At 58.2% G+C, this 23,694-nt stretch carries 18 protein-coding genes and 1 pseudogene; 9 read left to right on the top strand and 10 right to left on the bottom strand.

Translation table 11 applies throughout. The features are described from left to right. The 8 genes from MHY24_RS03925 to MHY24_RS03890 all read right to left on the bottom strand — a co-directional run bounded on the left by MHY24_RS03925 (position 1) and on the right by MHY24_RS03890 (position 11,141). A complete protein-coding gene (locus tag MHY24_RS03925) occupies positions 1-1,947 on the bottom strand; it encodes an alpha/beta hydrolase-fold protein (RefSeq protein ID WP_239228423.1) in 1,947 nt (648 codons plus the stop codon). Between the two features lie 137 nt (positions 1,948-2,084). Continuing rightward, on the bottom strand, positions 2,085-3,485 hold the full coding sequence (locus MHY24_RS03920; protein ID WP_239228422.1) for an NAD-dependent succinate-semialdehyde dehydrogenase: 1,401 nt from the start codon (positions 3,483-3,485) through the stop codon (positions 2,085-2,087). Positions 3,486-3,506: 21 nt separating this feature from the next. Then, positions 3,507-4,652 (bottom strand): HNH endonuclease signature motif containing protein, encoded by a 1,146-nt coding sequence (locus MHY24_RS03915; protein WP_239228421.1) that lies wholly within the window; start codon positions 4,650-4,652, stop codon positions 3,507-3,509. A 159-nt stretch (positions 4,653-4,811) separates the two neighbouring features. After that, entirely contained in the window at positions 4,812-5,825 is a 1,014-nt protein-coding gene (locus tag MHY24_RS03910; protein WP_049377543.1) for an alpha/beta hydrolase family protein, read from the bottom strand. Between the two features lie 137 nt (positions 5,826-5,962). After that, positions 5,963-7,657 (bottom strand): hypothetical protein, encoded by a 1,695-nt coding sequence (locus MHY24_RS03905; protein WP_239228420.1) that lies wholly within the window; start codon positions 7,655-7,657, stop codon positions 5,963-5,965. Positions 7,658-7,710: 53 nt separating this feature from the next. Continuing rightward, a complete protein-coding gene (locus MHY24_RS03900; RefSeq protein WP_204610781.1) occupies positions 7,711-8,691 on the bottom strand; it encodes a decaprenyl-phosphate phosphoribosyltransferase in 981 nt (326 codons plus the stop codon). Further along, complete coding sequence (locus MHY24_RS03895; protein WP_239228419.1) at positions 8,684-9,199, bottom strand: phosphatase PAP2 family protein; 516 nt, start codon at positions 9,197-9,199, stop codon at positions 8,684-8,686. The genes MHY24_RS03900 and MHY24_RS03895 overlap by 8 nt, the downstream gene beginning before the upstream one ends. Next, positions 9,189-11,141 carry a glycosyltransferase gene (locus MHY24_RS03890; RefSeq protein ID WP_239228418.1) on the bottom strand — a complete coding sequence of 651 codons (1,953 nt, stop codon included), beginning with the start codon at positions 11,139-11,141 and terminating at the stop codon, positions 9,189-9,191. Before MHY24_RS03890 ends, MHY24_RS03895 begins: the two co-directional genes overlap by 11 nt. A 106-nt stretch (positions 11,142-11,247) precedes the next feature. Here MHY24_RS03890 and MHY24_RS03885 point away from each other — a divergent pair, with 106 nt between their 5' ends. Next, positions 11,248-12,510 (top strand): hypothetical protein, encoded by a 1,263-nt coding sequence (locus tag MHY24_RS03885; protein WP_239228417.1) that lies wholly within the window; start codon positions 11,248-11,250, stop codon positions 12,508-12,510. Here the strand turns inward: MHY24_RS03885 and MHY24_RS03880 are convergent. Next, complete coding sequence (locus MHY24_RS03880; RefSeq protein ID WP_005325402.1) at positions 12,507-13,094, bottom strand: three-helix bundle dimerization domain-containing protein; 588 nt, start codon at positions 13,092-13,094, stop codon at positions 12,507-12,509. The genes MHY24_RS03885 and MHY24_RS03880 overlap by 4 nt on opposite strands. A 361-nt stretch (positions 13,095-13,455) precedes the next feature. Between MHY24_RS03880 and MHY24_RS03875 the strand changes: the two genes are divergently transcribed. The 5 genes and pseudogenes from MHY24_RS03875 (at position 13,456) to MHY24_RS03855 (ending at position 18,009) form a co-directional block, all read left to right on the top strand. After that, positions 13,456-14,193 carry an Abi family protein gene (locus MHY24_RS03875; protein ID WP_239228416.1) on the top strand — a complete coding sequence of 246 codons (738 nt, stop codon included), beginning with the start codon at positions 13,456-13,458 and terminating at the stop codon, positions 14,191-14,193. Positions 14,194-14,386: 193 nt separating this feature from the next. Continuing rightward, complete coding sequence (locus MHY24_RS03870) at positions 14,387-15,748, top strand: DUF5129 domain-containing protein (RefSeq protein WP_239228415.1); 1,362 nt, start codon at positions 14,387-14,389, stop codon at positions 15,746-15,748. A gap of 86 nt (positions 15,749-15,834) precedes the next feature. Beyond that, a pseudogene (locus tag MHY24_RS03865) lies at positions 15,835-15,990 on the top strand (hypothetical protein); the annotation flags it as partial. 225 nt (positions 15,991-16,215) lie between these two features. Next, positions 16,216-17,547 carry an AbiH family protein gene (locus MHY24_RS03860; RefSeq protein ID WP_239228414.1) on the top strand — a complete coding sequence of 444 codons (1,332 nt, stop codon included), beginning with the start codon at positions 16,216-16,218 and terminating at the stop codon, positions 17,545-17,547. A gap of 72 nt (positions 17,548-17,619) precedes the next feature. Then, positions 17,620-18,009 carry a histidine phosphatase family protein gene (locus MHY24_RS03855; protein ID WP_239228413.1) on the top strand — a complete coding sequence of 130 codons (390 nt, stop codon included), beginning with the start codon at positions 17,620-17,622 and terminating at the stop codon, positions 18,007-18,009. 119 nt (positions 18,010-18,128) lie between these two features. On the opposite strand, the gene MHY24_RS03850 is transcribed toward MHY24_RS03855, so the two are convergent. After that, a complete protein-coding gene (locus MHY24_RS03850) occupies positions 18,129-18,554 on the bottom strand; it encodes a hypothetical protein (RefSeq protein ID WP_239228412.1) in 426 nt (141 codons plus the stop codon). A 279-nt stretch (positions 18,555-18,833) separates the two neighbouring features. Here MHY24_RS03850 and MHY24_RS03845 point away from each other — a divergent pair, with 279 nt between their 5' ends. Genes MHY24_RS03845 through MHY24_RS03835 form a run of 3 tightly spaced genes read left to right on the top strand, consistent with a single transcriptional unit; the run spans position 18,834 to position 23,666 of the window. Further along, a complete protein-coding gene (locus MHY24_RS03845; protein ID WP_239228411.1) occupies positions 18,834-20,828 on the top strand; it encodes a hypothetical protein in 1,995 nt (664 codons plus the stop codon). Positions 20,829-20,880: 52 nt separating this feature from the next. Then, on the top strand, positions 20,881-22,512 hold the full coding sequence (locus MHY24_RS03840; protein ID WP_239228410.1) for a class I SAM-dependent DNA methyltransferase: 1,632 nt from the start codon (positions 20,881-20,883) through the stop codon (positions 22,510-22,512). Continuing rightward, entirely contained in the window at positions 22,512-23,666 is a 1,155-nt protein-coding gene (locus tag MHY24_RS03835; RefSeq protein WP_239228409.1) for a restriction endonuclease subunit S, read from the top strand. The genes MHY24_RS03840 and MHY24_RS03835 overlap by 1 nt, the downstream gene beginning before the upstream one ends. Positions 23,667-23,694: the final 28 nt, after the last annotated feature.

Here is a 23,694-nt window from a genome sequence, read left to right as displayed (position 1 = left end):
CTACTTCTTCTCGGCCCGAACCTGGCCGAGGACCTCACTGATCTTGCCGTGCTGGAATTCCTGGCTCAGGCCGCCAGCGGCAATCTCGGAATAGTCAGAAGTAGGCCAGCCGAACTCGCCCTGCTCCCAGCCAGCCTGGCCCCAGCGGTCCATGATCTTGCTCTTTAGGATGTAGTGCGCACCAGTCTTCGGGGACCAGTAGATGCTGCCCTTTTCAAAGGTCTGGAAGAAGCCGCCGTTGACGGCGTTCTCACCGGACGTCGGGAAGCCGAGCGCAGATTCAGCGCCGCCCATGTCCTTGTACTTGGCGCCGATAGCACCGTGGACTACCTGGTTGGAGCCATCCGGGTTACGGGTCAGGACGCCATCCTGGAATTCCTGCATGTAACCCTCGCCGACCTTCTTAACCGAGCCGGTCGGGTACTTCAGGTCGCCCTTTTCGTAGCCATTCTTACCCCAGGCCTGGAACATATCGCCGGTAATCTCCCAAGCGCCGGTCTCCGGGGACCAGTAGATGGAGCCGTGCTCGAAGTGCACGAAGCGACCCTTGCCGTCCGGGGTCTTAGACTCGCCGGTCTTAGGGAAGCCCAGCCAGGAGGTAGGCCCGCCGATTTCGGCGTAGCGGGCACCAATGCGGCCGAAGAGAGCGTGCGCACCGGTATCCGGGGACCAGTAAGCGGTACCAGACTCGAAGTCCTGGGCCTTGCCCTTCTTAGCGACGTCGTACTCGTTATTCAAGCAAGAGCCAATGACGCCGCTCTTGGTCTCCTTGGCGATGGCGCCGATGGCCTCACAGTCCGCACCGCGATCAGCCTTGTCCATCTCGAGGGCATCTGCGATGTAGGGCCATGCCTGCTGCATCTCAAACTGCCAGTATTCCCAGCTGTGCACGCCGGATGGGCGGAACTTAATCACTGGGTTAATCTTGGCGCGCTTTGCGTAGTCCACATAGGTCTGGGTGGACATGCGGGAAATGACCTCCAAGCCCATACCGGCAAGGTTGGCCTGACCCTTGGCTACGGAGTTGGCGTTACCAAAGTCATCCTTGCCCGAACCTGCAGAGACATAGACCTTCATGTCCTTCAGGTTTTCAATGCCCAGCTTCGGATCGTGGTCGATCCAGTTTTGAGAACCTGGCTCGCCCCACATCTTGCGGGAATCATAGCCGCCGGCATCGCGCTGCGCAGCCATGATGGCTTCCGGCATGCCGCGCGTAGTGGTGTCCAGGTAACCGGAGAAGGAACCCACGAAGTTGAACAGGTGCGGGTTGCGCTCAGCCAAGTTCATCGCGGCCGTGCCGCCCATGGACAGGCCGGTGACCGCACGCTTGTGGTTCGAGCGGTACTCATTATCCAAGATGGGGATCAATTCCTTGGTGAGGAAGGTCTCCCACATGTAGTGCTTACCGCGGTCTGCCTGCTCCCAGTCCGAGTAGAAGGAAGATTCGCCGCCTACCGGCATAACTAGGTTGACGTTACGGTCAGCGTACTGGTTCAGAATATTGGTCTCGATGGTCCAGCCGGACTCATCGTCACGTGCACGCAGGCCGTCGAGCGCCCATACCTCTGGGAACTTCTTTTCCGGGTGGGAGTACCAGTCACGAGCCAGCTGGATCTGCACCTTCTGCTCTTTGTCCGGCATAGCCGCGGACTTGATGTAGACCATCAAGTGGCGGTTGGTCAGGTACTCCACACGATTGATCTTGACACCCTCCGGCAGGCCCTTAACATCTGGGTATTCGGTGTTCAGCGGGGTGCGAGCGGGCGGCTCCTTCGGTGCGAAGTGATCGGACAGGCTGGAATCGCCGCCGATTGCGGAAGAGAGATCGCCTACGGAAGATTGTGCGGTGGCGTTTGGCAGCAGAGCCAAACCCACGGCAATAGCGGTAGGTACTGCGGCCACTGCAAGGCCCTTGCGAGCTTTGCTCGGGGAAGTGCTTTTGCGCATAGGTAAACGTCCTTGAAGATTTGCCGCGGTACCTTTCCGAGGGTTCCCCTCCCCCGGACCGATGCCTGCGGCGTGAGCTGTCTATCGTGTGCTCAAGTTTAAGTTGAACTTGAGACTTACGCTAGACTGACACGCCGCTACATTGCCGGGGAGTTGCCCGGGTTATCCTGTCCGCTCACGCGATACAGGTGCTCGTTGACAAACTCACCGACGCCCCAGCGTGCCAGCTCGCGGCCGTAGCCGGAGCGATTCACGCCACCGAAAGGCAGGCCTGCTGCGGTTACCGACGCCTCGTTGACAAACGTCATGCCATCGTTGAGCTGGTTTGCCACCTCGAATGCGGCATCCAGGTCGGTGCCCCACACGGAGCTGGACAGACCATACTCCGAGTTATTGGCAATCTCGATAGCCTCTTCAACATCCTTGGCCTTGTAGACAATAGCCACAGGACCGAAGATCTCGTTGCAGCCTACGTCGGTGGATGGGTCGACGTCGGTAAGCAGCGCAGGCTCCATGTAGGCGCCCTCGCGGTCAATCTTCTTGCCGCCTACGCGAATCTTGGCGTCACCATTGGCCACGGCCTTTTCTAGGCGCTCCACAATCTCATCGCGAGCACCGATGGAGGACAGCGGACCAATGTCGGCATTCTCGTCGTCATAAGTGCCAACCTTCATGTCCCCAATCTTCTTCTCCAGGTACTCCACGGTGCGGTCGTAGAAGTCCTCCAGAACGATGAGGCGCTTTGGCGCGTTGCAGGCCTGGCCAGTGTTGTACATGCGAATCAGGTTGTACTGATCCAGGACCCACTCCAGGTTCTCATCATCAATAACCAGGAACGGGTCGTTGCCGCCTAGCTCCAGCACGGACTTCTTGTAATTTTCACCGGCGGTCTTGGCCACGGCAGCACCTGCGCCCTCCGAGCCGGTCAGCGAAACACCCTTGATACGCTTATCCGCTACAAAGGCATCCATCTGGGAACCGGAAGCGTAGATGTTGATGTACGCGTCCTTCGGCAGACCAGCCTCTTCCAGGATGTCCTGGCATGCCTGGGAAGACAGCGGGCAGATGGAAGCGTGCTTGAGCACAATGGTGTTACCCAGCAGCAGGTTAGGCGCCGCGAAGCGGGCTACCTGGTAGTACGGGAAGTTCCACGGCATGATGCCCAGCAGTGGACCGATCGGCTCCTTGCGCACTACGGTCTTGTCGGCATTCTGTGCCGGCAGGTACTCGTCGGCAAGCAGCTCGTGCGCGTGCTCGGAGTAGTAGCGGTAAATATCGGCAACAATCTGTACCTCGGCCTTGGCCCAACGGGTCAGCTTGCCCATCTCGCGGCCGATGTGATCTGCTAACTCATCAATGCGCTCTTCATAAAGGTCAGCTGCGCGGGACAAAACCGCAGCACGCTCCTCGATGCGAGTGCTACGCCATGCCTCGTAGGCCGCGGTGGAGCGGTCTAGGATGTCATCGCGCTGCGAATCATCGATACGTTCAAACTGGTCTTCACTCTTGCCTGTGTTTGGATTCTCAATAGCGAACATGCGCCCCTGTATAGTCCCAACTCACATACCTTGCAATGAACCCCTCCTGAGCTTGAGGAATCGCTCCCACGTCAGTTTCCAATGAATACTCCGGGGCGCCAATGGACCTGCCGCTCGATCCACCTCATAAGTGCCATCCTCAAACATCCAGACAATATCTCCGGTAAACGGGTCCATGATGTATCGCACCCGACCATCCGTCTTCACGTTATGGTGATGCTGACACAAGCTCACCAGATTTCCCACACTGGTAGGTCCTTTGTCGCCGTACTCCACGCGATGATCCAATTGACAATAGTGTGCTGGCATCGAGCACCCTGGCCACCGGCAGGTCGCGTCCCGTCCCTGCACCCAGGCGCGGATTTCTTCTGAGGGAACATACTTTTCGACGTCCTCGGCGGTAAGAGTTCGCACCGCAGAGTCATGGGCCAGGTCCTCCCCCAGATCGCACCATCCTGCGCTAGGAATGAAGACGCGGGAAGGATCCTCCCCGGTGCGATAGGTGTTAATCACCACCTTGGTACTAGTGCGGTTGAAGATCAGACTTTCCAGCGCCTCCGCCGTTGAAACCCCCTCTTGTGCTGCCGCTTTATCAATATGTCTAGAAATTGCCGCCGCAGTGGCCTTATCTGTCTTCAACACAATCGTGGCCTGTCCACCCGAATAGGACACCGACACTGCGCGCTCGATCTGCGCCGATAAATCTGGCTTCAGCAGCCCATCAATGAATCCACGCAGGAAATTTCGGATTTCCGGTTCCGTCGGCACGTGCTGTCCCGGGTCTTTGGGCGTGAGGAAATCTGCCAAGGCCGCATCAACTAGTTGGATCTGCGCTTCGTCCTCGCCGAGGGGACGCAATTCCACGTCAATAACTTGGAGTCGCGGAAGGTCCAAAATCCAGTGTTCCGTTTGCACTGCGGTAGTAAGCGGCAGTTCGCGCATCCGAAAGTGGGCTTGGATTGCACTTGATACCCGCCATCGCGAAAGACCGAGTCTCTTGGACAAAACGGCCAGTGTGCAATCAACGTCGTCTTCTAACTGTGGCAGCACTGCCTGGAACAGTTGCCATGATTGAATTCTTTGCACCATGGCCATGACACACACGGTGTCTTCCATGTCATTGGTAGAAAAATACGCCTGTTTTGGTGGTGCGGTAGCAGTAGTCACGAAAGCTCCCCCTCTGAATAATTTCGCACACCCAATCGAACTGACACGCCTAGATTAGCGCAATGCCGAGACGCCCGCAATAGTTAGACGTATATTTGTTCGATACCCTTCGCAAAAGAAAATCCCCTTTCCTTAAGAAAGGGGATTCGGCCGCAAGAATTACCAAGCGTTCATGACGTTAAGCACCTGTGGCTTAGAGCGGTTGAGCTGGTAGCCGAACTGCTCCCAGTTGTGCAGACCCTGTGCCGGGTAGTCCACGGTCGGGTTCAGGCCCTGCAGGCGAGCGGCACCCTCCCACACGCGGGTGGTGATATTCGAGCCGAACTCGAGCGCGGCACCGGCGGCCTGGTGCTCCGGAAGGTAGTGGCTATCGCCGGCGCCTGGGACACCAGAAGCTGCGGAGATGTACAGGTTGGTATTGCGCAACTTCGGAATAAGCAGCAGCGGATCGTTCTGGAAACGCTTCGGGTTAAACAGGGAACCGTACATAGCGTTGATGTTGAATCCGCCCGCATCCAGCATGGCAAAGCGCATCATGGTCTGAGCGCCTGGGACCGTGGTGGTCAGGAAGCCGGAGTAGGACAGCGCCTGACGGAACTGGTTCGGGTGCTTTGCAGCCAGGGTCAGGGCGGCACCGGCGCCCATGGACAGGCCAGCAATGGAGTTGTTGTTGCGGGCAACACCGAAGTTGCGCTCCAAGTAGCCAGGAAGCTCGCTGGTCAGGAAGGTCTCCCACTTGTAGTTGACCGGATTTTCCAGGTCATAGGTAGCAGGACCCTGCCAGTCAGCGTAGAAGGAAGCAGCACCACCGACGGGCATAGCGAGGGTGATGTTGTGCGGCTCGTAGGTCTTGGCAGCATTAACGTCATTTACCCATGCGTTAGTGCGATCGGTGGCACGCAGGCCATCTAGCAGGTAGAGGGCAGCATTGCCGCCGCGCTTTGCCGGCTGAACCTGCACCGGGATGGTGCGGCCCATAGCCTGGGACCATACGTCGCAACGCTGGACCCACCAGCCAACCTTGTCCCACTCACACGTACCAGTGGCGTCACGGCGCAGCCAGTCGCGGTTGGCTGCCTCTGCCGGCTGGGAACCTGCCACGACGGCCAGGCCCAAAGCTACGGCAACTGCCATGATGACTGAAAGGACGCGACCCTTGATGGATGCAGTCATCTTTCTCCTTCAAACTACTCGGTGATTGTCACTAAGTTCTATCGTCCGGAACCTGTATACCGTTAACGTCACGGATCGATAACAATGTCACAGAATAGTGTAACTTAGGTTCCCCCTAAAGTCTGCATCTAAAGGAATTAGCTCAGGTAGTCAGAGGGATCAGAAGAAAAAGTGAGGGTCCGACCATCGGTCAGAGAGAATTTAATATTTTTCCAGAAACGGTCCCAAGTTAGGGGTTCCCTGTATGTGGCGAAGAGTTTCTGAAAATCGGCGTCGGCAAGCGCGGCGCGAGCCTTGGCCGCCTCGTACTTATCAATCCACGCCGGGATCTCGTCGATATCGGCGGCGGAATCTGCCACCTGCCACGACATATCCAAGCTCTTGTCGTGCCCAATGCGCCCGCCCTCGATGCGCGGCTGGCGCGCCGCCAAAGGGTTGCTGAGGCCGATATTGTCCAGCACGCGAATATCCAGCGGCGCATTCATGGAAGACAGGCCCAAATTGAGCAGGTAAACGGTCGGCGGATCGGTGCGCGAAGGGTCCGCAGGCGTGGCCGTCCACGAGAACCTATCTTCGCCCTTGATATAGCGGAAGGTCATGGCGTCGCCCGCCTCTAGCTCGTCGATGCCCTCCTGGTAGTCCTCCATAAACTTGGCGCCGAGGAACTCTTCGGCCCGCATAGGAGGATCCTGGCGCTGGGTGGCATAGGTCCAAAAATCGCGCTCGTCCACGATGGAAATTTCATCCGCATAGATGCTGCGATCCACCGGATGCCCGCGCAGAACGATAACCAGCGCCCACACCGCACAGAGGACGGAAACGATCCACATGCGTACGCTAACGACAAAGATCGGAAGCAGAATCGCAAAAAGTGGCAGCAGCAGCATGCGGCCGTGCATAAAGTCTCCACCCACGCGCAAGACATAAAGCGTATGGATGAGCGCCGCACCTACAAAAAGATACGTGGCAGTGGCGGTGGATCGGAGAGCCGTGGGGCGCAGGTCCGCCTTCCACAGACCCGCAATGGCTAGCACGATGAGCGGTAGGAAGAGCCAGTACGGTCCGGCAAAGTCCGCCAGGTAGGTAAAGCCCTTGCCCCATTCGGAACCGGCCGCAGACTTGGCCACGGCTGTGTGCGGGGTCAGCAGGCCGTAGTAACCCATGCGGAAAATCTCATAGGCCAACGGCAGCGGGACTGCGACGGCAAGAATCTTCCACCAGCGGTGGGATACGAGCAGCACGATTCCCACCAGGCCACCGTACAGAGCGAGCTCTGGGCGCACCAGCCAGGACAGCCCGGCCCAGAAGGCGAGCCAATAGGCGTCGCTATTGCTCCCGGAGTGGCGACGCGGGCGCGACCACCTCAGCAACAGCCACCACAGCACCGCAAGGTAGAAGATGCACAGTCCCCATTCCAGGCCGGAGGTAAAGAAGTCGCGGGCCGGTGGCAGGGCCACATACACAAGTGCGCCGGCCGGAAGGACGGCGCCAGAGCGCATGCTTGCCGACGCCCCCGTGCCGACAACCATTGCTGCTACCGCCAAGAAGAGGCCCAAGTAAATGGCGATGCCTTCCAGGTTTGCGTGGGAGACCCAGCGCACGAGGAAGATGAGGTACTGCCACAGCGTGGAAGTATTGGCCTCCACGCGCTCGCCCATATTGAACACGGGCCCGTTTCCAGCTTCGAGATTGCGCACGGTACGCAGGACGATGAGTCCGTCATCGGAAATCCAGCGGCGCGCAAAACCGCCCCACAAAGATAAAACACCGATCACAAGGGCGGCCGCCGGGGCACTCCAGCGGGCGATACTCTTGTGGTCGGTGTTAAGCACGGGGAGAAAGTTTATCAGCCCCGCGGAAAATTTCTATATCGATTCAGCTGTGTCTAGAACAACGGCATGATATAAACCGCCATGGCGATGCAGGCGAGCCAAGCCAAGGCGAGAACCTGCAAAGTGCGGTCCTCGAGTGCAATCTCATCCGGTGCGCCGCCCTGGCCGCGGTCCACATCGGCCGCGTAACGCAGGATGGCGATAGTAAACGGCACCATGGAAATCTGGTACCACACGCCACCGGTCTGGGCGTCGTTAGCGAGCTCGAAGCCCCACAAGGTGTAGCAGATGACCACTGCGGTGGCGGCTAGGGTCCACACGAAGCGCAGGTAGGTGGGCGTATAGCCCTCCAGGGATTTGCGGATTTTCGCGCCAGTCTGTTCTACCAACAGGATCTCCGAGTAGCGCTTGCCGGAGGCCATAAACAGCGAGCCGAAGGCCGCCACCAGCAGGAACCACTGGGAAAGCTCGATGCCTGCGGCTACGCCACCGGCCATGGTGCGCAGCATGAAGCCGGAGGACACCAGCGCAATATCGATCACCGGCATATGCTTCCAGCCAAAGCAATAGCCCAACTGCAGTGCGATATAAATTGCCATCACGATAGCCAGCTGCGGCCCGGCCGTAGCGAGGAAAGACAAGCCGATGGACAGGCAGATGAGCACCACGGCCATGACATAGGCGAGCTTGATCGGTAGCACACCCGAGGCAATCGGGCGGAAGCGCTTGGTCGGATGCTCTTGGTCCTCTCGCCAATCCTTCGCATCGTTAATCAGGTAAATGGAGGAAGCACCGAGGCAGAAGACGACGAAGGCCAAGAGGACGTCGAGAAGCACGCGGCCATGGAACAGCGCTTCGGCGCCGGCCGCGGCGGGGGCGGCCAGCACCAGGACGTTTTTGACCCACTGCTTGGGGCGCAGGGCCTTAATCATGCCATCGGCAAGATTCTTCGGCGGCTTGCGCTTGCGGCCGGTGTCTACGCCAGAGGTGTGCGGCTCCGAATGGAAAAAGTGCTGGTTTCCATCATCACTCATGCTTCATTCCTTTCATCACGACCTCCGCGGTAGCAGCGCCGATGGCCGCGCCCACGGCCGTATCTGTTGGGTAGTGCACTCCGAGCACCATACGCGATGCCATCATTACCGGCACGCCGAGAAGGGGCGCCTTGCGGCCGGTAAGGCGGCTTACCGCCACCAGGAATGCGGTGGTCGAAGTCGCGTGCGAGCTGGGAAAGGAGAGCTTGGAGGGCGTTTTTACACCCACGCGCACGTAGGGATAATCCGGGCGCTTGCGGCGCACGATGCGCTTGAGCACCACGCTGGCGGCGTGCGCGAGGAAGGCAGCGGCTCCAACACGGATCCAGCCTTCGCGGCGGCACTTGTCGATGCCCGCCCCTACCGCAGCGCTACCCATCCAGCCCAAGGCATGCTCGCCCCAGTGGCTAAGCCCGCGGGCGGTGGGAAGCACGCCGGGCACGTCGAAGGCCGCATTCTGGATGGATTCGAGGACGCGCGATTCTGCTACGGAAAGCTTATTGGGCATCGAAGACCTTCTTCCAGGACTCGCGCGAGGTCAGCTCCGGCTGTGCCGCGCGGTATTCGGCGCGCAGGTCGTCGAAGTTCTCCTCGATTTCCTTCAGCAGCTCGCGGGTCTGGGTCACGAGGTCCTTGGCTAGGTCGCGATCACGCTTGCGAAAGGCCACGCCGGTGCCACCCGCGGTGGAGACGGTGGCCGAATCTACGCGGGACAAGGTGAACCAGCGGGCCTCGTCCGGGGTGAGGTTGAGCTGCGGCGCCTCATGGTGCGCAGCGTCTTCCTTGCTGACGAGGTGCTTGAGGCCTTTGATGGCCCACGGGATCTTCTTAATCTTGGCCAGGCGGCCGCCGATATTGCGGGTGGGAACGCCCGGCGCGCCGGTGGGAGCCGGCAGCTCATCGGCGGATTCCAGGATCACGGCATCGGAGTAGTTCTTGCGGATCTGCGCGATGCGCGGCAGCGAAGACTCCAAGATGTCGAAGAGATGATCCGGTCCGGCCAGGAAGTCCCGCATAGCCTCAATCTGGATGGCCATGGTGGAGTATTCCATGCACATGGTGTGCTTGAGGGTGGACTTAAAGATGGACTTGGTAATGCCCTTGGCCGGTCCCTCGTGGTACATCGCGGCAACGATGAGGCGGTTGCGCAGGTGGAAGTAGGCCTGCCAGTCAATGGCATCGTCCTTGTCGGCCCAGGCCATGTGCCAGATAGCGGCGCCCGGCCAGGTCACCGTGGGGAATCCGTTGCGCGCTGCGCGCAGGGAGTACTCGGTATCGTCCCACTTGATAAACAGCGGCAGCGGCTGGCCGTTGGTTTCTGCCACGATGCGCGGGAAGAGGCACATCCACCAGCCGTTGTATTCCACGTCAACGCGGCGGTGCAGCGCGCGGGAATCGTACTTCTTGGGATCCAGGTGGGTTTCGCGGGTGCCGATGGCGCGCAGTGGGTACTTGGCAAAGTCGTGGTCGTAGACGGCGTGCGGCGCCGCGCCCCACATGAAATCGGCACGGTTAACCTGCTCGCCGGTAGTGCGCAGCTGGGAGCGCTCCTGCAGGTTGAGCATCTGGCCGCCGACGATGATGGGCTTAGCCGCGTAGCGGGCCGCCTGGACCGCGCGCAGCACGGAGTCCGGCTCGATGGCGATGTCATCGTCCATGTACAGGATGAAGGGCGATTCGGTATTTTCCAGCGCCTCGTACATGATGCGGGAGTAGCCGCCAGAGCCGCCTAGGTTGCCCTGGCGGAATTCGCGGAAGCGCTCGCCAAAGTGAGCCACCGCCTCGTCGTACCCCGGCTCATCGGCTGGGTGCTGGTTGCCTTGATCCGGCATGAGGACGAAGTCGATGATCTCATCTACTACCGGGTCCTCGGCCAGCGCCTTGAGGGCTGCCACGGCATCGGTCGGGCGGTTAAAGGTGGGAATGCCAACCGCCACGCGCTTGTCCTGCGCCGGCTGCTCGGTGCCGTCCGGCAAAAGCTGTGGGCCGGGGGCATGGGGGGAGCACCAGGCGGCGTCGGCAAGCGTGGTTTCCTGCTCGGCGGTGATATCGAACCACAGCCAGCCGCCATCCTCGAAGTTCTTAAGCGGCAGCTCGAACTCGTGGTGGCCGGTGCCTACCAGGTGGTTGGCCACGGAAATGCGCTGGCCATCCTGCTTGGAGCGGTAGAGGGAAATATTTGCTTGACCCTCAATGTCCAGGCTGAGGATTACGGAACGCAGCTGGGACCAGCGGCGCCAGTAGGAGGCTGGGAAGGCGTTGAAGTAGGTTTCAAAAGATGCTGCCTCGCCGGCCGGGATGGTGACGGAGGTGCGGTTAAACCAGCTGAGGCGTTCGCGGTTTTGCTCGGCCTCGATGAGATAGAGCATCCGCACATCAAAGGGCTCGCCGCGCTTAGGCAGCAGGATGCGCTGCAGGGGCTCATGGGCCTGGGTGTTGTTGGCAGTCACGATAGCTTCGATTCTCCAAACGGTATAAACAGTAGTCAGCGATTTAGCGTAGTTGCTTTTGCATAAGTACTACGGTTTACACGCGGAGCCCGTATTATGGAACATCATGAGATGGGTTCCTTGCGCGGCAGCAGTGGGTCTTCTCGCTGTAGCCAGCGCGCCCGCCGCTATCGCAGAGGAAAAGCCCGCGGTGGAGTTTCTGGACCACGCCCAAATCCTTAGCACTTCGGACGAAGAGGCCATCAAATCGCAAGCCCAGTCCATGCATTTGCCGGATTCCGTGCACGAGGTCCTCTACGCTACGTACCCGAATTCGGGCGAGGAATTTTCCCGCACCCTGTTCCATGACTTGGAACGCGAGCATCCACAGTTCATCAGCGGAAGTGGGCTACAGAAAAATGTGCTCGTCATCGCGGTAGGTTTTGAGCCCAATAGTATGGCCGTGCACTGCGGCACAGAGGTGTGCCAGGACATCAAGATTTATGACGAGGGCCGCGTTGACGGCATCTTGGACCAGATGCGGTCGGCGTTGGCGGACGATGACTATACCATCGGCATGATCCTGGCGACGCGCGCCGCCGCGGATACCACCGTGCGCCGGCAATATACGCAGGATATGCCCACGTGGTCCGTATTCATCGCGGCCACTATGGTGCTCGTGGTTCTGGGCGCGGTTGGCCTCATTACCTACTTGTTCATCCGCCGCGCCCGAGTGCGCAAGCGCTTCGATTATATTAAGGGCGCTCGCGACGGGGCTGAGGAACTCATCAAGCGCACGGAAGCACGGATTGACGCCCTGCATTCCCCCTTAGCGGGCGACTACCTGAAGGTACAGTGGCGCTCTCTGGTCAATCAGTACACCGATGCGCGGCCGACGCTCAAGGCGCTGGAGGACATCCAAGACTATTCGCTTCACGCTGCCTCCATCAAGGAGGCGTACAAAGCGCTCAAGCAGATCAATACGGCCGCAGCGCAGATAGATTCCCTGGAAAATTTCTGCGCCGGCGATACTGCGGTGCGCGCGGGCGAGGTGCAATGGCTGCTTGGCGACGCCCAAGCGGCCCTCTCCCGCCAGCCCGACAACGCCAGCTTGCGCCAGATAACGCAGCGCATTAGCGACCTGTCCCAGGATTTGTCGCGGGAAGACTTCGATTCCGCCTTCGCTCGCGTCCTCGAGGACTATCACCCCATGGTGGGCGCGCTGCCAGAACGGCTATATCCGCAGCGCGACCGCAAAACTCCCCCACTGTTGGGCACGCCGGAATGGCGCCCCGGTATGGGCACGCACTACATGCCCTATAGGTTTGCGGGCTTCTGGGTGGCTAATAATAACGTCTCCTCCCAGCTGCCCAACCCGTATCGCTTCTAGGCGTTGACCGGCTCGGTTACCGGATCGATGCCCAGCTTATTGAGCATGTAGAGCACGCGGGCTTCGAGGTCATCAGCCAATTCGCGCGCCTCCTCCACGGTATCCGCAGCAGGAATATCCCAAATCTTGATGTCCTTGCCCGCCTCATCGCGCTCTACCTCGCGGCCCAAGAACACGATGTAATCCGGCATCGCTACCGTGCGCACCTCGTCGAGGTACTTATTCGGGGCCTCACCCATGCCGCGCTCGTTCATGACGTGGGCAAGGTGGCCTTCCGCTTCGTTTTCTGGGTGAGCAACGGCGGTATCTACAAAGAGGGCTTCGCCGGCGTGCTTGCGGGTAAGTTCCGCTGCGGCTTGGGCCAGCGCATTATTGGTACCGGCGGCAAAGCGAACGTGCAGGCGGTGAGCACCGAAGTAGTTGCGCACCTCACGCTCCACCAAAAGCGGCACGAATTCCTCGAGCTCCGCCTTCTTGGTGTGCTTGGCAATAACCTCATCGAGCTTGGCATCGATTTCCGCGGCCGTGTACTCGTGGCCGTAGTTCTCGTGCAGATCCTGGCGCAGGGTTTCAAACTGGTTCATTGTTATCCCCTTTCTCGGATTATTGTCCCGTTTGCTAATTGTTAACCTGTCGTTAACTTTAATGGTTAACGTTGGGTTAAGTCAAACGGTTGGGAATGACCCAATAGTTTTCTGCGCCGAAAATGCAGGGCTAAGTAGCAAAAGGGCATGCCTATACAAAAAGACAGCGCCGAGACGGCTGTGTCTCGGCGCTGTCTTCGAAGATCTTCTAGCCGAACTAGAAGTCTTGGGAAAACAGTTACAGTACTTGTCTGCAACTTTCTCCGTTAGTATGGCAGGAACGGAGGATTTTGTAAACCGCGCGACGAGACTCATTAAAAATGCCCGCGAAAGGCCGCGCCGTACGTTAAGGAGGCCATTCGTGAGAAACCACGAATGGGAAAGATTTGAAAGGGGATTAAGCCGTCCTCGACTCACACCGTACCTTGAGCGGGCAGGCCATGATCCTGAACTCGCGCTCGCCTTATACCGATGGAATATCGAAATCTCAGCAGCTTTTCTCGAGGTCCTTGCCCCTGTCGAGATTATTGTTCGTAACGCGATAGACCGCGAATTGAGGCTCTGGAATCGCCAACGCAGGCAACCCGATGGATCCTCGTACGGCCCAGACTGGACGATCAATCCCGCGACTCAACTCGCATCACTGAAACGAACATTGTCAGAAGCGACCCGGCAAGCAAGGAAGTCAGCGCGTTCACGTCCTACTTATCACCCACGAAAAACCACCGAAGTTACACACGACGATATTGTTGCTCAATTGAGCTTCGGCGTATGGCCGCGCCTGCTTCCTCCAAGCCAACCGAGCAATAAAAAGAAGCAGATCCTTTGGGATTACGCCCTAGTCCGTGCTTTTCCTTACGCAGCCCACAATTCTGTCAGTGGAGTCCTCAAGCAACCTGCAGTAGAACTCGTCTACGAACGATTGCACCGGCTTGCTCAGTTACGGAATCGCGCCGCACACGTAGAAAACCTTCTCGACTCCAACCCGCATGCGCGACTGCACGATGCAACAGAAATAGTTCGTTACATAGATCCAGGCCTCCGTAGCTGGGTAAAGGACCTTTCCCGAGTGGAAGACATCGCCCGCCGTCGACCATAGCTGGCTCACGATTCTTCAGCCTGAGCACGAAACAAAAGCCCTAGCTAACTTATGCATTGCCTTCACGGCATGACGCCTGAACCGGTATCTCACAATTGTGTCTCTAGCGGAATTGGTGACGCGTTTTAAGGCGCGTCCTGACTACTCTCGCCCAAATCCCGCTGCCACGCCCACACGCACATACACTTAAATCATGCGCATTCTCCCCGTCCTCACCGCCGCGTCCTTGCTCTTCCTTGGCCCTGCCGCGCCCGCCTTCGCGTTGGAGCCCTCCGCCGTCACCCTCGATGACCAGGCGGACATCCTGACGCCCGAGGAAGAATCCCAGCTCAAGGAGGACGCCAGCAACGTCACCCTGCCCCAGAGCGTCACCGCTATCGACTTCGTCACATTTGAAAGCAACGACGATAATCTCAATGACACCGTGCGCTTCTATACCGGCGACCACGGGCTCCATGACGCCTCTGGCGAGAAATACGCCGACAGTCACCTCATCGTCGCCGTGGGCATGAACCCGCGTCGCATGGGTGTCTACGCCGGCGAGGACGTCGCAGGCGACCTCAACCTCCGCGACGAGAAGCGTCTCAAGGCAATTACCGACGAAATGCGCGGGCTCCTCGCGGACGAGAAGTACAAGGACGGCATGCTCCGCGGCGTGCAGGCCGCTGCCGATGCCGATCTCACTGCCAAGGACTCCAACGACGGCCACGTGGGCGGCATTATCGGCGGCACCTTCGGCGTCCTCGGCCTCGGTGCTCTCGGCGCTGCACTAGCGGCCACCCGCAAGAAGAAGGCCAAGAAAGCCCGTGAGGACTGGGACTACATCCTGGCCCACCATGGCGATATCACGCAGCGCCTCGACCAGATCAACGTCCGCGCCCATTCGCTCAGCTCTCCCCTGGCGAATGACACGCTGCGCCAGCAGTGGGAGGAGATTCGCTCCCGCTTTGTCGACGCCCACTCACGCATGACCGGCTTCGACGGACTCACCTCAAAGTCCCCGGACAGCGAGTTCCGTGACTGTGCACCGCGCATCGCGGACGCTCGCGCCGCCGTCGAAGCCACGGTGAACGCCGAGTCCAATATCGAACAGCTCGCCCGCATGGAGCACGGCAACACCGAAGTCCGCCGTCGTGAGCTCACGGATCTTCATGAAGACGTCCTCGCCGCCACCAACAAGGCGGAGGTTGATCTCAAGGGCAAGCTCGAGGCGCTCGACGCCCGCGTCCTGGAACTGCGGAAATACATCGATGCCCCCAATTTCATGGACACCTACGCCGGCATCCTCGGCGATTACAAGGTCCTCATCGACGCACTCCAGGACCAGCTCTACGCTGCCTCCAACATCGAGCGCGAGGACCACAGCGCCGTTACGCTTGCCGATGCCGCCTGGCGCCCCGGCGTCGGCTCCTACTACGTCCCATACTTCGTGGTCCACGACTGGCACCAGTCGGACGTCGTCGCCCACGCTCAGACAAGTTCGGGTTCTGGCGGCGTCTCCACGGGCTACTCCTCCGGTGGATTCTCCGGCTCGGGCGGATCCAGCTCGTTCTAAGGAGGACTCACACGACTCATTTGTTTATCGTTCGTCACGGCGAAACTGCCTGGTCGCGCACTGGCTAGCACACCTCAACCACGGATCTTCCGCTCACGGAGAAGGGCCGCGAGCAGGCGAAGGCGCTTGCGGGCATCCTCGACCCCGACCAGTTCGACACGGTTTACGAGGCATTCGCGAAAGGTTCTTCACCTGATTCGCGAAACCTCGCCGGGGCGCGCAAACGCTTATCCCTGCGCTGATTTTCATTTCAGCACAGGGGCTTTTTCATTTAGCCTGTGGATAACTGGAAAATTCAACAGAGCCTGTGAAAACTCAAGCCACTTTAGATAACTTTCACCCCCTGCATTATCCAAGTTATCCACAACGAGGCTCCGCGACTTTTTGAGCAAACCGCCGTGTCGCTGCATTGCTATAGACTAAATCTCCACTAAATGACACCTGTGACATTTAAGGAGATTTATTTGATGTCAGCACCCCAGGACACTCCGAAGCCACAACACTTCCCGGCAACTCGCCAATACGACAGCGACGATTTTGAACGATTCCGCCCCTGGGACAACGACCCCGCCACAAAGGACAACGCTAACACCCAGCACAACATCATGATGCTTGTGGGCAATGGCTTCGACATCGCAGTTCTCAGCGAGCTAAACGCAAACTACCTAACCGATTACCGCTCATTCTTCAACCATCTTCAGATGAAGAATTTCAATCGGGACAATTCGCTATTCAAACGCATGGATGAGCTACGTCGCAAGGACGAAGCGGCAGAAACGCTGGGCGAAGAAGGTTATCCAAATTGGAGCGATTTTGAGTATTTGCTTCAAGAACACGTAGATGACCTTTCTACTCACGGCGGAACGTTTTACACAGCTCAAATCAAGCATGACCTTGAAGAACTCCAACACGAGTTCTCGGAGTTTCTCGAAATGGTCGTAAGCCCCAGCATCCTCAAAAAGCTCGATTCCGAAGCCCGCGACAAGAAATGGGCATATCGCACTTTTGCCAACTTCACGGCAGATCTGTCGGAGAATGATTACCGCACCTTCGATCTCCCGGACAGAGCAAAACACTACGATGTGTTTGCATTTAATGTCGTCAATTTCAACTTCACCCCGCTGCTGGAAAACTACCTTTCCCTTGATCAGCATCAATTTGATCCACACATCCACAAAGATGTTGATACGAACTTCGAGTTCCGAAGGAATCCGCGCAATCACTCGTTTGGGAATTACCGGGAAAGTTTCGGAAATGCCCAAACAGGTTGCTCAGCATATTTAGTAGCTGAGTTCTACCATCCTCACGGAAATCAGCACACCCCGCGCTCCTTGCTCTTTGGAATTGACGCAGATGATGTGACCGCTTCGCGGGGAGCACCTCACCAGATGGGCAAACCTTATTGGGCGCAAACGCCACGGCGTTATAAGAAGATGATCGCCGAGACAGACCTCTTCATTATCTTCGGCAGCTCACGCGGGACGAGTGATAAATGGTGGTGGCGACACGTCCTAAAAAGGTTGGCAGAGGGCGGGCAAGTCATCATTTACCAATACGTCCCTGAGAGCAAGAAGAACACAATTTCCGAGAACTCAATCAAGAATGAATTCATCCGCGAGAACTACGATCCCAGTATGTTCGGAGGAAATCCCCTGAGCGAATATGTCAGCTCCGAAATATTCCTGAATATTTTTGTCGTCATCTATAGCGACCCATCGACAATTTCAGCCTTCGGGTTCAACAAAACACCCTATAACCCTACGGACAGGAATCCAGCTAAACTCCCTAAGCTCCAATAAGACACCAGCACTAATGACCTGCGAATTCCACACGAAGCCGCAGGTCATAGGATCATTCGCTGCAAATGCCAGGTGGATCCGGGGAATTTCGGGGAATGTTCCGGGGAAGAAAATGGGAAGTGTAGAGTTTCAGGAGGTGAGGAGGTTTCACGAATCCTTCTTTACTGCACTCCCCGCCTGCGCGCACAGGAAACCGCCCAGCTCGCTGGATTATCGGACTATCAGGTCACCGAGGACCGTGCCGAGTGGGACTATGGCCAGTACGAAGGAAAGACCCGTCAGGACATCATCGCCACCATCCCTGACTGGCAGATCTGGACCCACGGCGCACCCGGCGGCGAAACCCCGGAGCAAGTCGCCGCGCGTCTCACGCGTTTCTACAACCGCATGATCGATACCGGCGACGAGCGCATTCTCGGCTTCGCCCACGGCCACGCCCTGCGCGTGCTCGCGATGACGTGACTGGGCATGCCGCTGAGCTTCGGCTTGCAGCTCCCTCTCGATACGGCGACGGTCTCGCTCCTCGGCCACTACCGCGGCCGCCGCGCACTCAAGAAATGGAACAGCCGCGTGGGCAGGCTTTAGGCCGGCACCTGCGGCACCAGCGTGCCGTCTTCTCGTTCTTCGACGAACGTCACCACAAAATTAAACGCATCAACCGACAGCTGGAAATCTCCGGGAACGCCCTGACGGTTGACGTACTGAGGCGGCAGCGGGAGCACAGATTCGACCAACTGCTCGACAACCTTGTCGTCGACGCTCGCCACGGTCACAGCCCCCTCGAGCACCTGCCCATTGGGGCCGTGCAGTTGGAAGCGTTTCGGGTACGTCCGCTGCGAAACCGTATAGAAATCAGTCGGCGCGAGTTCTTTCATCATGGCCCGCAGTGATTCGGCGTCGCCATTGAACGCATAGGGCTTCACCGCATAGGTCGCTGAAAGACCGCCCTCGGAGTAGAAAACCCACACGTTAAATCCGACTTCGGGATTCGGGCTAGCAACAGACATTCCGCGTCCTTTCTCTCGATGACTGATGAATTTTGCGACTCAGGGTAGCGGAAGCACCCGACACCAGCTACCTATACCGTCGCCACACATTGCAGCAAGCAGCAGCGCCCACCCATTTGTTTCAGAGTTAAGATAATCGACCTTAAGCACCCTTAAGGACGTTTAACATTGTATTTTCGAGCGATTGCACCAAAGTTCCCTTATGGTGAATAGCAGAGCAATCAGCAATGACTGTTCGCCCCTATTTCCCATCGCTCCCCCTACGAAAGGAGGCACACCATGACCGCCACCATGACGCTCGCCGACATCGCTCGCATGACCGGCGTCGCACGCCCTGCGGTCAACGAGTGGCTCCAGCGCTTTAATGCAGAATCCGACTCCCCCTTCCCCACCCCCTACGAAGAACATGACGGCCGCCCCTACTACGCCGTCGCCGATGTTCAAGACTGGCTGCGCACAACGCAGCTCGGCCATCGTGCCACCGCGGTGGATGATGCACTCTTCCACTCTTCTCTCTACCAGATGTTGCTCAGCCACCCTGCCCACGCCGCACTCAGCCTCTTACAGTGCAGCACGGGTTTCGAGGCGCCTTCCCTAGATTCCTCTACCGAGGTCATAAGCGCCCTCACTGCCTCATACGAACGCGCCTCAGACAGCACCCCTACTGCCGTCTCGCGCGCCGACATCAACGAGGCAGCCGAGCTCGTCACCGAGGCGGCTTTCACGCCTGCCGCAGTACTGGCCCGACTTGCCCACGACCTCGGCACCCAACGTCAGGTTCTGCTGTCCTCTCGTTTCTCTTCGCGCGTGATCTCCGCTTTGAAAGAAGCCCTCACTGTTACAGGTCCTGCGCCGCTCATTATCCCTACTGATGAGTACAGTCTGGGACTCGTCGCAGACCTGGTCCGTAGTCTCACGGAACCGATATCACTCACCATTGGTTATCGGAAAGAGTGCGCTCCTGCCTCTCTCTTCTGGGCTGAGCTGGCGTGCCGCAACGTGGAGTTCCTCGACGTCAGCGAGGAGATCCCCTCGGATTCCTTCATCATCCACGCAACGCCCGCGCAACCGGAGGGATCCCAGGAGTACTTCGACGGCCTCCAAGATTGGCTCGACCACTTGGATGACCGTGGCGCGCTTCTCTGCGTATCCTCCGCAGGCTTACTCATCGAAGATTCCTCAGCCCAGGGTATCCGCCGGCGCTTCCTTGCACCCACGGAAACCGGCGCACTGGCCCCGCTCCGCTACAGCGCGCGCCTGCCCCGCGGCATTTTCCCTGACCGTGGCCAACAGCAAGGCGCCTTGTGGATCTTCAAGCGCCCCAACCGCGCTGCAGTCGGCAACTCCGCCAACGCACCAGTAGTGCTCGCCGACGTACCCGACGTGACCGCGCCCGGACTCATCTCGGACTGGACAACCATGCTCACCACACCGGATGAAGCACGCAAGCACACCTTTGTCCGCGGTCGTATTCTTCGCGCCGCTGATGCCTGGCGCAGTCGTACTCATTCTCTCGATGACTCGGTCTTTTCTTCTACGTCGACGTCCTCCGCCGCCGATCTCATGCACACCGCGCATCAAGCAGGATTAGACATCAGTTCAGCAGGGTTGGAGGACGCGCAGCCAAAGATTGGTATGCGCGCTGAATCGAGGGCAACGCGCCTTGAGTACCTACCGTGGAAGGCCGCAACCAGCGCTCGCACTGGGGTACTGCAGAAACTCAGCGGCTCCCGCATTGCCGAACGTGATCTCACCCCTGAAGCAGTAGCAAAACTGGAGCTCATCGGTGAACCCGAAATTCTGGGGAGCATTCCACAGGGCGCGCGTTGCATCGATCGTCTCCGACTGGAAGACATTGCACCGCGCGGCACCCTCACAGAACCAGGGGACGTGGTCTTCATCAAGAGCCCAAGACCACGCGCGCTCATCGATGAGGAAGGCGGCAAGCTAGTAACTGCACCGGCGCAAGCACTACGATGCCGCACCTTCCGTGGACGCAGCCATTCTCCCTTGGAACAGGTCTGCATTCCCTACCTCGTAGAGAAGGCTATTAACGAAGCTGTCTCCTCCGAGTTGGGATCGGTGTACTTCCCCGTCTTTCCACGTGGGAATGCGAAGCACCTCGGCTCGGTGGAGCACCAGCTCCGCGCACGACGCCAGCAGCTCTTAGAACAATTACATAGCCTCGATGAACTTGAGCACGGCCTCGTCATGTCGATAGGTACCGGTGCTGTCACCATCGCTGAATCTCGTGCACAATCCCCGCCAGGCTAATAACAGAGTTCAACATTCAAACACACAAACACCGTTATATGTAAGGAGAAAAATGACTAACTCAGTCAAGGATGAGCAGAACGTAGAGTCTGCCTCCGCCACCACCCTCAAAGAACTCAAGGACACTTTATGGAAGGCAGCAGACAAACTCCGCGGTTCCATGGACGCATCCCAGTACAAGGACATCGTCCTAGGACTGGTGTTTCTCAAATACGTCACTGATGCTTTCGATGCCCGGCGCGCGGAGCTGCGTGCCGAAGGCGAGGAACGCGGGGATAGCGAAGAGTACATCCAGGAAGACCTAGAGGATATCGACGCTTACCGTGAGAAAAACGTTTTCTGGGTCGACCCCATCGCTCGCTGGACCTTCCTGCGTGACAACTCGAAGGGCAAGACGGCCGACGCCGGCCAGGAGTACCAATCCATTGGCAAGCTCATCGATAACGCGATGAAGCAGCTCATGCTGGACAATGAGTCGCTGTTAGGCACCCTGCCCACCAACTTCGCCTCGGATAGCGTTGACCAGCGTCGTTTGGGCGAACTCATCGACTTATTCAGCACCACCCGCTTCACCGCGGAGGGTCCCGAGCGTGCTCGCGATTTACTGGGTGAGGTCTACGAGTACTTCCTGGAGAAGTTCGCCCGTGCTGAGGGCAAGCGTGGCGGTGAGTTCTACACCCCGCGCCCCGTCGTCCGCACTCTCGTAGAAATCCTGGAGCCAACCCAGGGTCGTGTCTACGACCCGTGCTGTGGCTCAGGCGGCATGTTCGTGCAGGCTGAGAAGTTCCTCGAAACCACGGAAAAGGACCGCACTGCTCTGGCCATCTACGGCCAGGAGCTCAACGAGCGCACCTGGCGCATGGCCAAGATGAACTTGGCCATCCACGCCATTAGCTCTGCTGGCCTCGGTGAGCGCTGGGCCGACACCTTCGCCCGCGACATCCATCCGGATAAAAAGATGGACTACGTCATGGCCAACCCACCGTTCAACATCAAGGATTGGTCGCGCAACGAGGAAGACACTCGCTGGAAATACGGCGTTCCGCCCAAGCGCAATGCCAACTTCGCGTGGATGCAGCACATTATCTCCAAGCTCACTTCTCAGGGTGAGGCCGGCGTCGTCATGGCCAATGGCACGATGACGTCGAACTCCTCCGGTGAAGGCGATATCCGCAAGGCCATGGTCGAAGACGACATCGTTTCCTGCGTCATCGCTCTTCCTGCGCAGCTCTTCCGCGGCACGCAGATTCCGGTCTGTGTCTGGTTCTTCGCCAAAGACAAGAAGGCTGGTTCCAAGGGCACCATCGACCGCACCAACCAGGTGCTCTTCATCGATGCCCGCGAGCTCGGCCACATGATTGACCGCACGGAGCGCACCTTCAGCGACGACGACATCCAAAAGATTGCGAACACCTACCGCTTGTGGCGCGGCCGCACCTCCGCACCTGAGGGCAAGGCCTACGAGGACATCGCCGGCTTCTGTAAGTCTGCTTCCCTCGACGACATCCGCGACGCCGACTTCGCCATGACCCCCGGCCGCTACGTCGGCTTCGCCGAGGTCGAGGAAGACGACGAACCCATCGACGAGAAGATTGCCCGCCTCACCGGCGAGCTCACTGCAGCGCTTGACGACGCCGCCCACCTCGATCAGGTCGTGCGCGAACAGCTGGGGAGGTTGAAGTAATGCAAACGATCCAAATCGCTGACGGCTGTTCCCAAGTCACATCTGGCGCGACTCCTTCTCGCAAGAAACCAGAATATTTCATCGGTGACATCCCCTGGCTAAAAACCAAAGAACTCAACGACGCTTTAATAGGTGCAACCGAAGAACATATTTCAGAATCTGCATTAGCTGAGACTTCCTGCAAGCTTATCCCCGCAGGAGCTGTCGTCATGGCGATGTACGGAGCCACCGTTGGAAAGCTCGGAATTCTTGGTACCCCGATGACTACGAACCAGGCATGTTGTGCGATGATTGCCGACGAAGTATCACTTCATAGTCAATATCTGTTCTACTGGTTGCTACAAAATCGCCAGTCAGTCATCAACCTCTCAAATGGGGCAGCACAGCAAAACCTTAGCGTTCGGTCTATCAAGAACATTGCACTCAAAATACCGATGCTGGAAAAACAGATTCGTACGGCGTATGTCTTAAAATCCCTCGACGACAAAATCGCCGCAAATTCACGCATTATCAAAATTGCCACTCATCTGAACATCAACCTTGTTGAGAAGGCCGTGACAAAAGAACTTGAGCCTCTGCAGAATCTCGCAGACATCACAATGGGTTCTTCCCCCAAAGGAGAGTTCCTGAATGAAGAAGGTATTGGTGAACCTTTCTTCCAAGGCGTGCGTGACTTTGGCGAGCTCTTTCCATCTGAACGCGTCTTTGCGGAGAAGGCCGTGCGCACTGCCCAAGAAGGCGACATCCTGTTTGCAGTCCGTGCACCAATTGGTGAAGTAAATATCGCTGAACGCCCTTGCGTCATTGGCCGCGGCATCGCAGCAATTCGCGGTAAACAATCGCATCTAGGCTTGTTCTATCTGCTGAAAGGCCATCCTGAGCTCTGGGAAACGTACCAATCCAGTGGAACTGTCTTTGCCGGTATTAACAAGTCTGACCTACACAACGCAGTAATTCCTGTGCTGCGTGACTCCGAAAAACTCGAACAGCAGCTCACTCCCATCCACGAACGCGCAATGCACGCTCTACGCGAAAACCAAGTCCTCGCCCGCACCCGCGACGAGCTCCTTCCCCTCCTCATGAGCGGCCGCATTACGGTCGGTGAAGCGCAGGAGACTGCGGACGCTGCGGATGAGGCGACGTCGGAAAGCTAAGCACCCCTACCCTTACAACCCCTAAGGA

Origin of the sequence: Corynebacterium sp. ACRPQ, from assembly GCF_022347225.1 — a bacterium.
Taxonomy (GTDB): Bacteria; Actinomycetota; Actinomycetes; order Mycobacteriales; family Mycobacteriaceae; genus Corynebacterium; species Corynebacterium tuberculostearicum_D.
The sequence above is the reverse complement of the archived record's forward strand: the minus strand, read 5'-3'. Positions and strand labels throughout refer to the sequence as shown.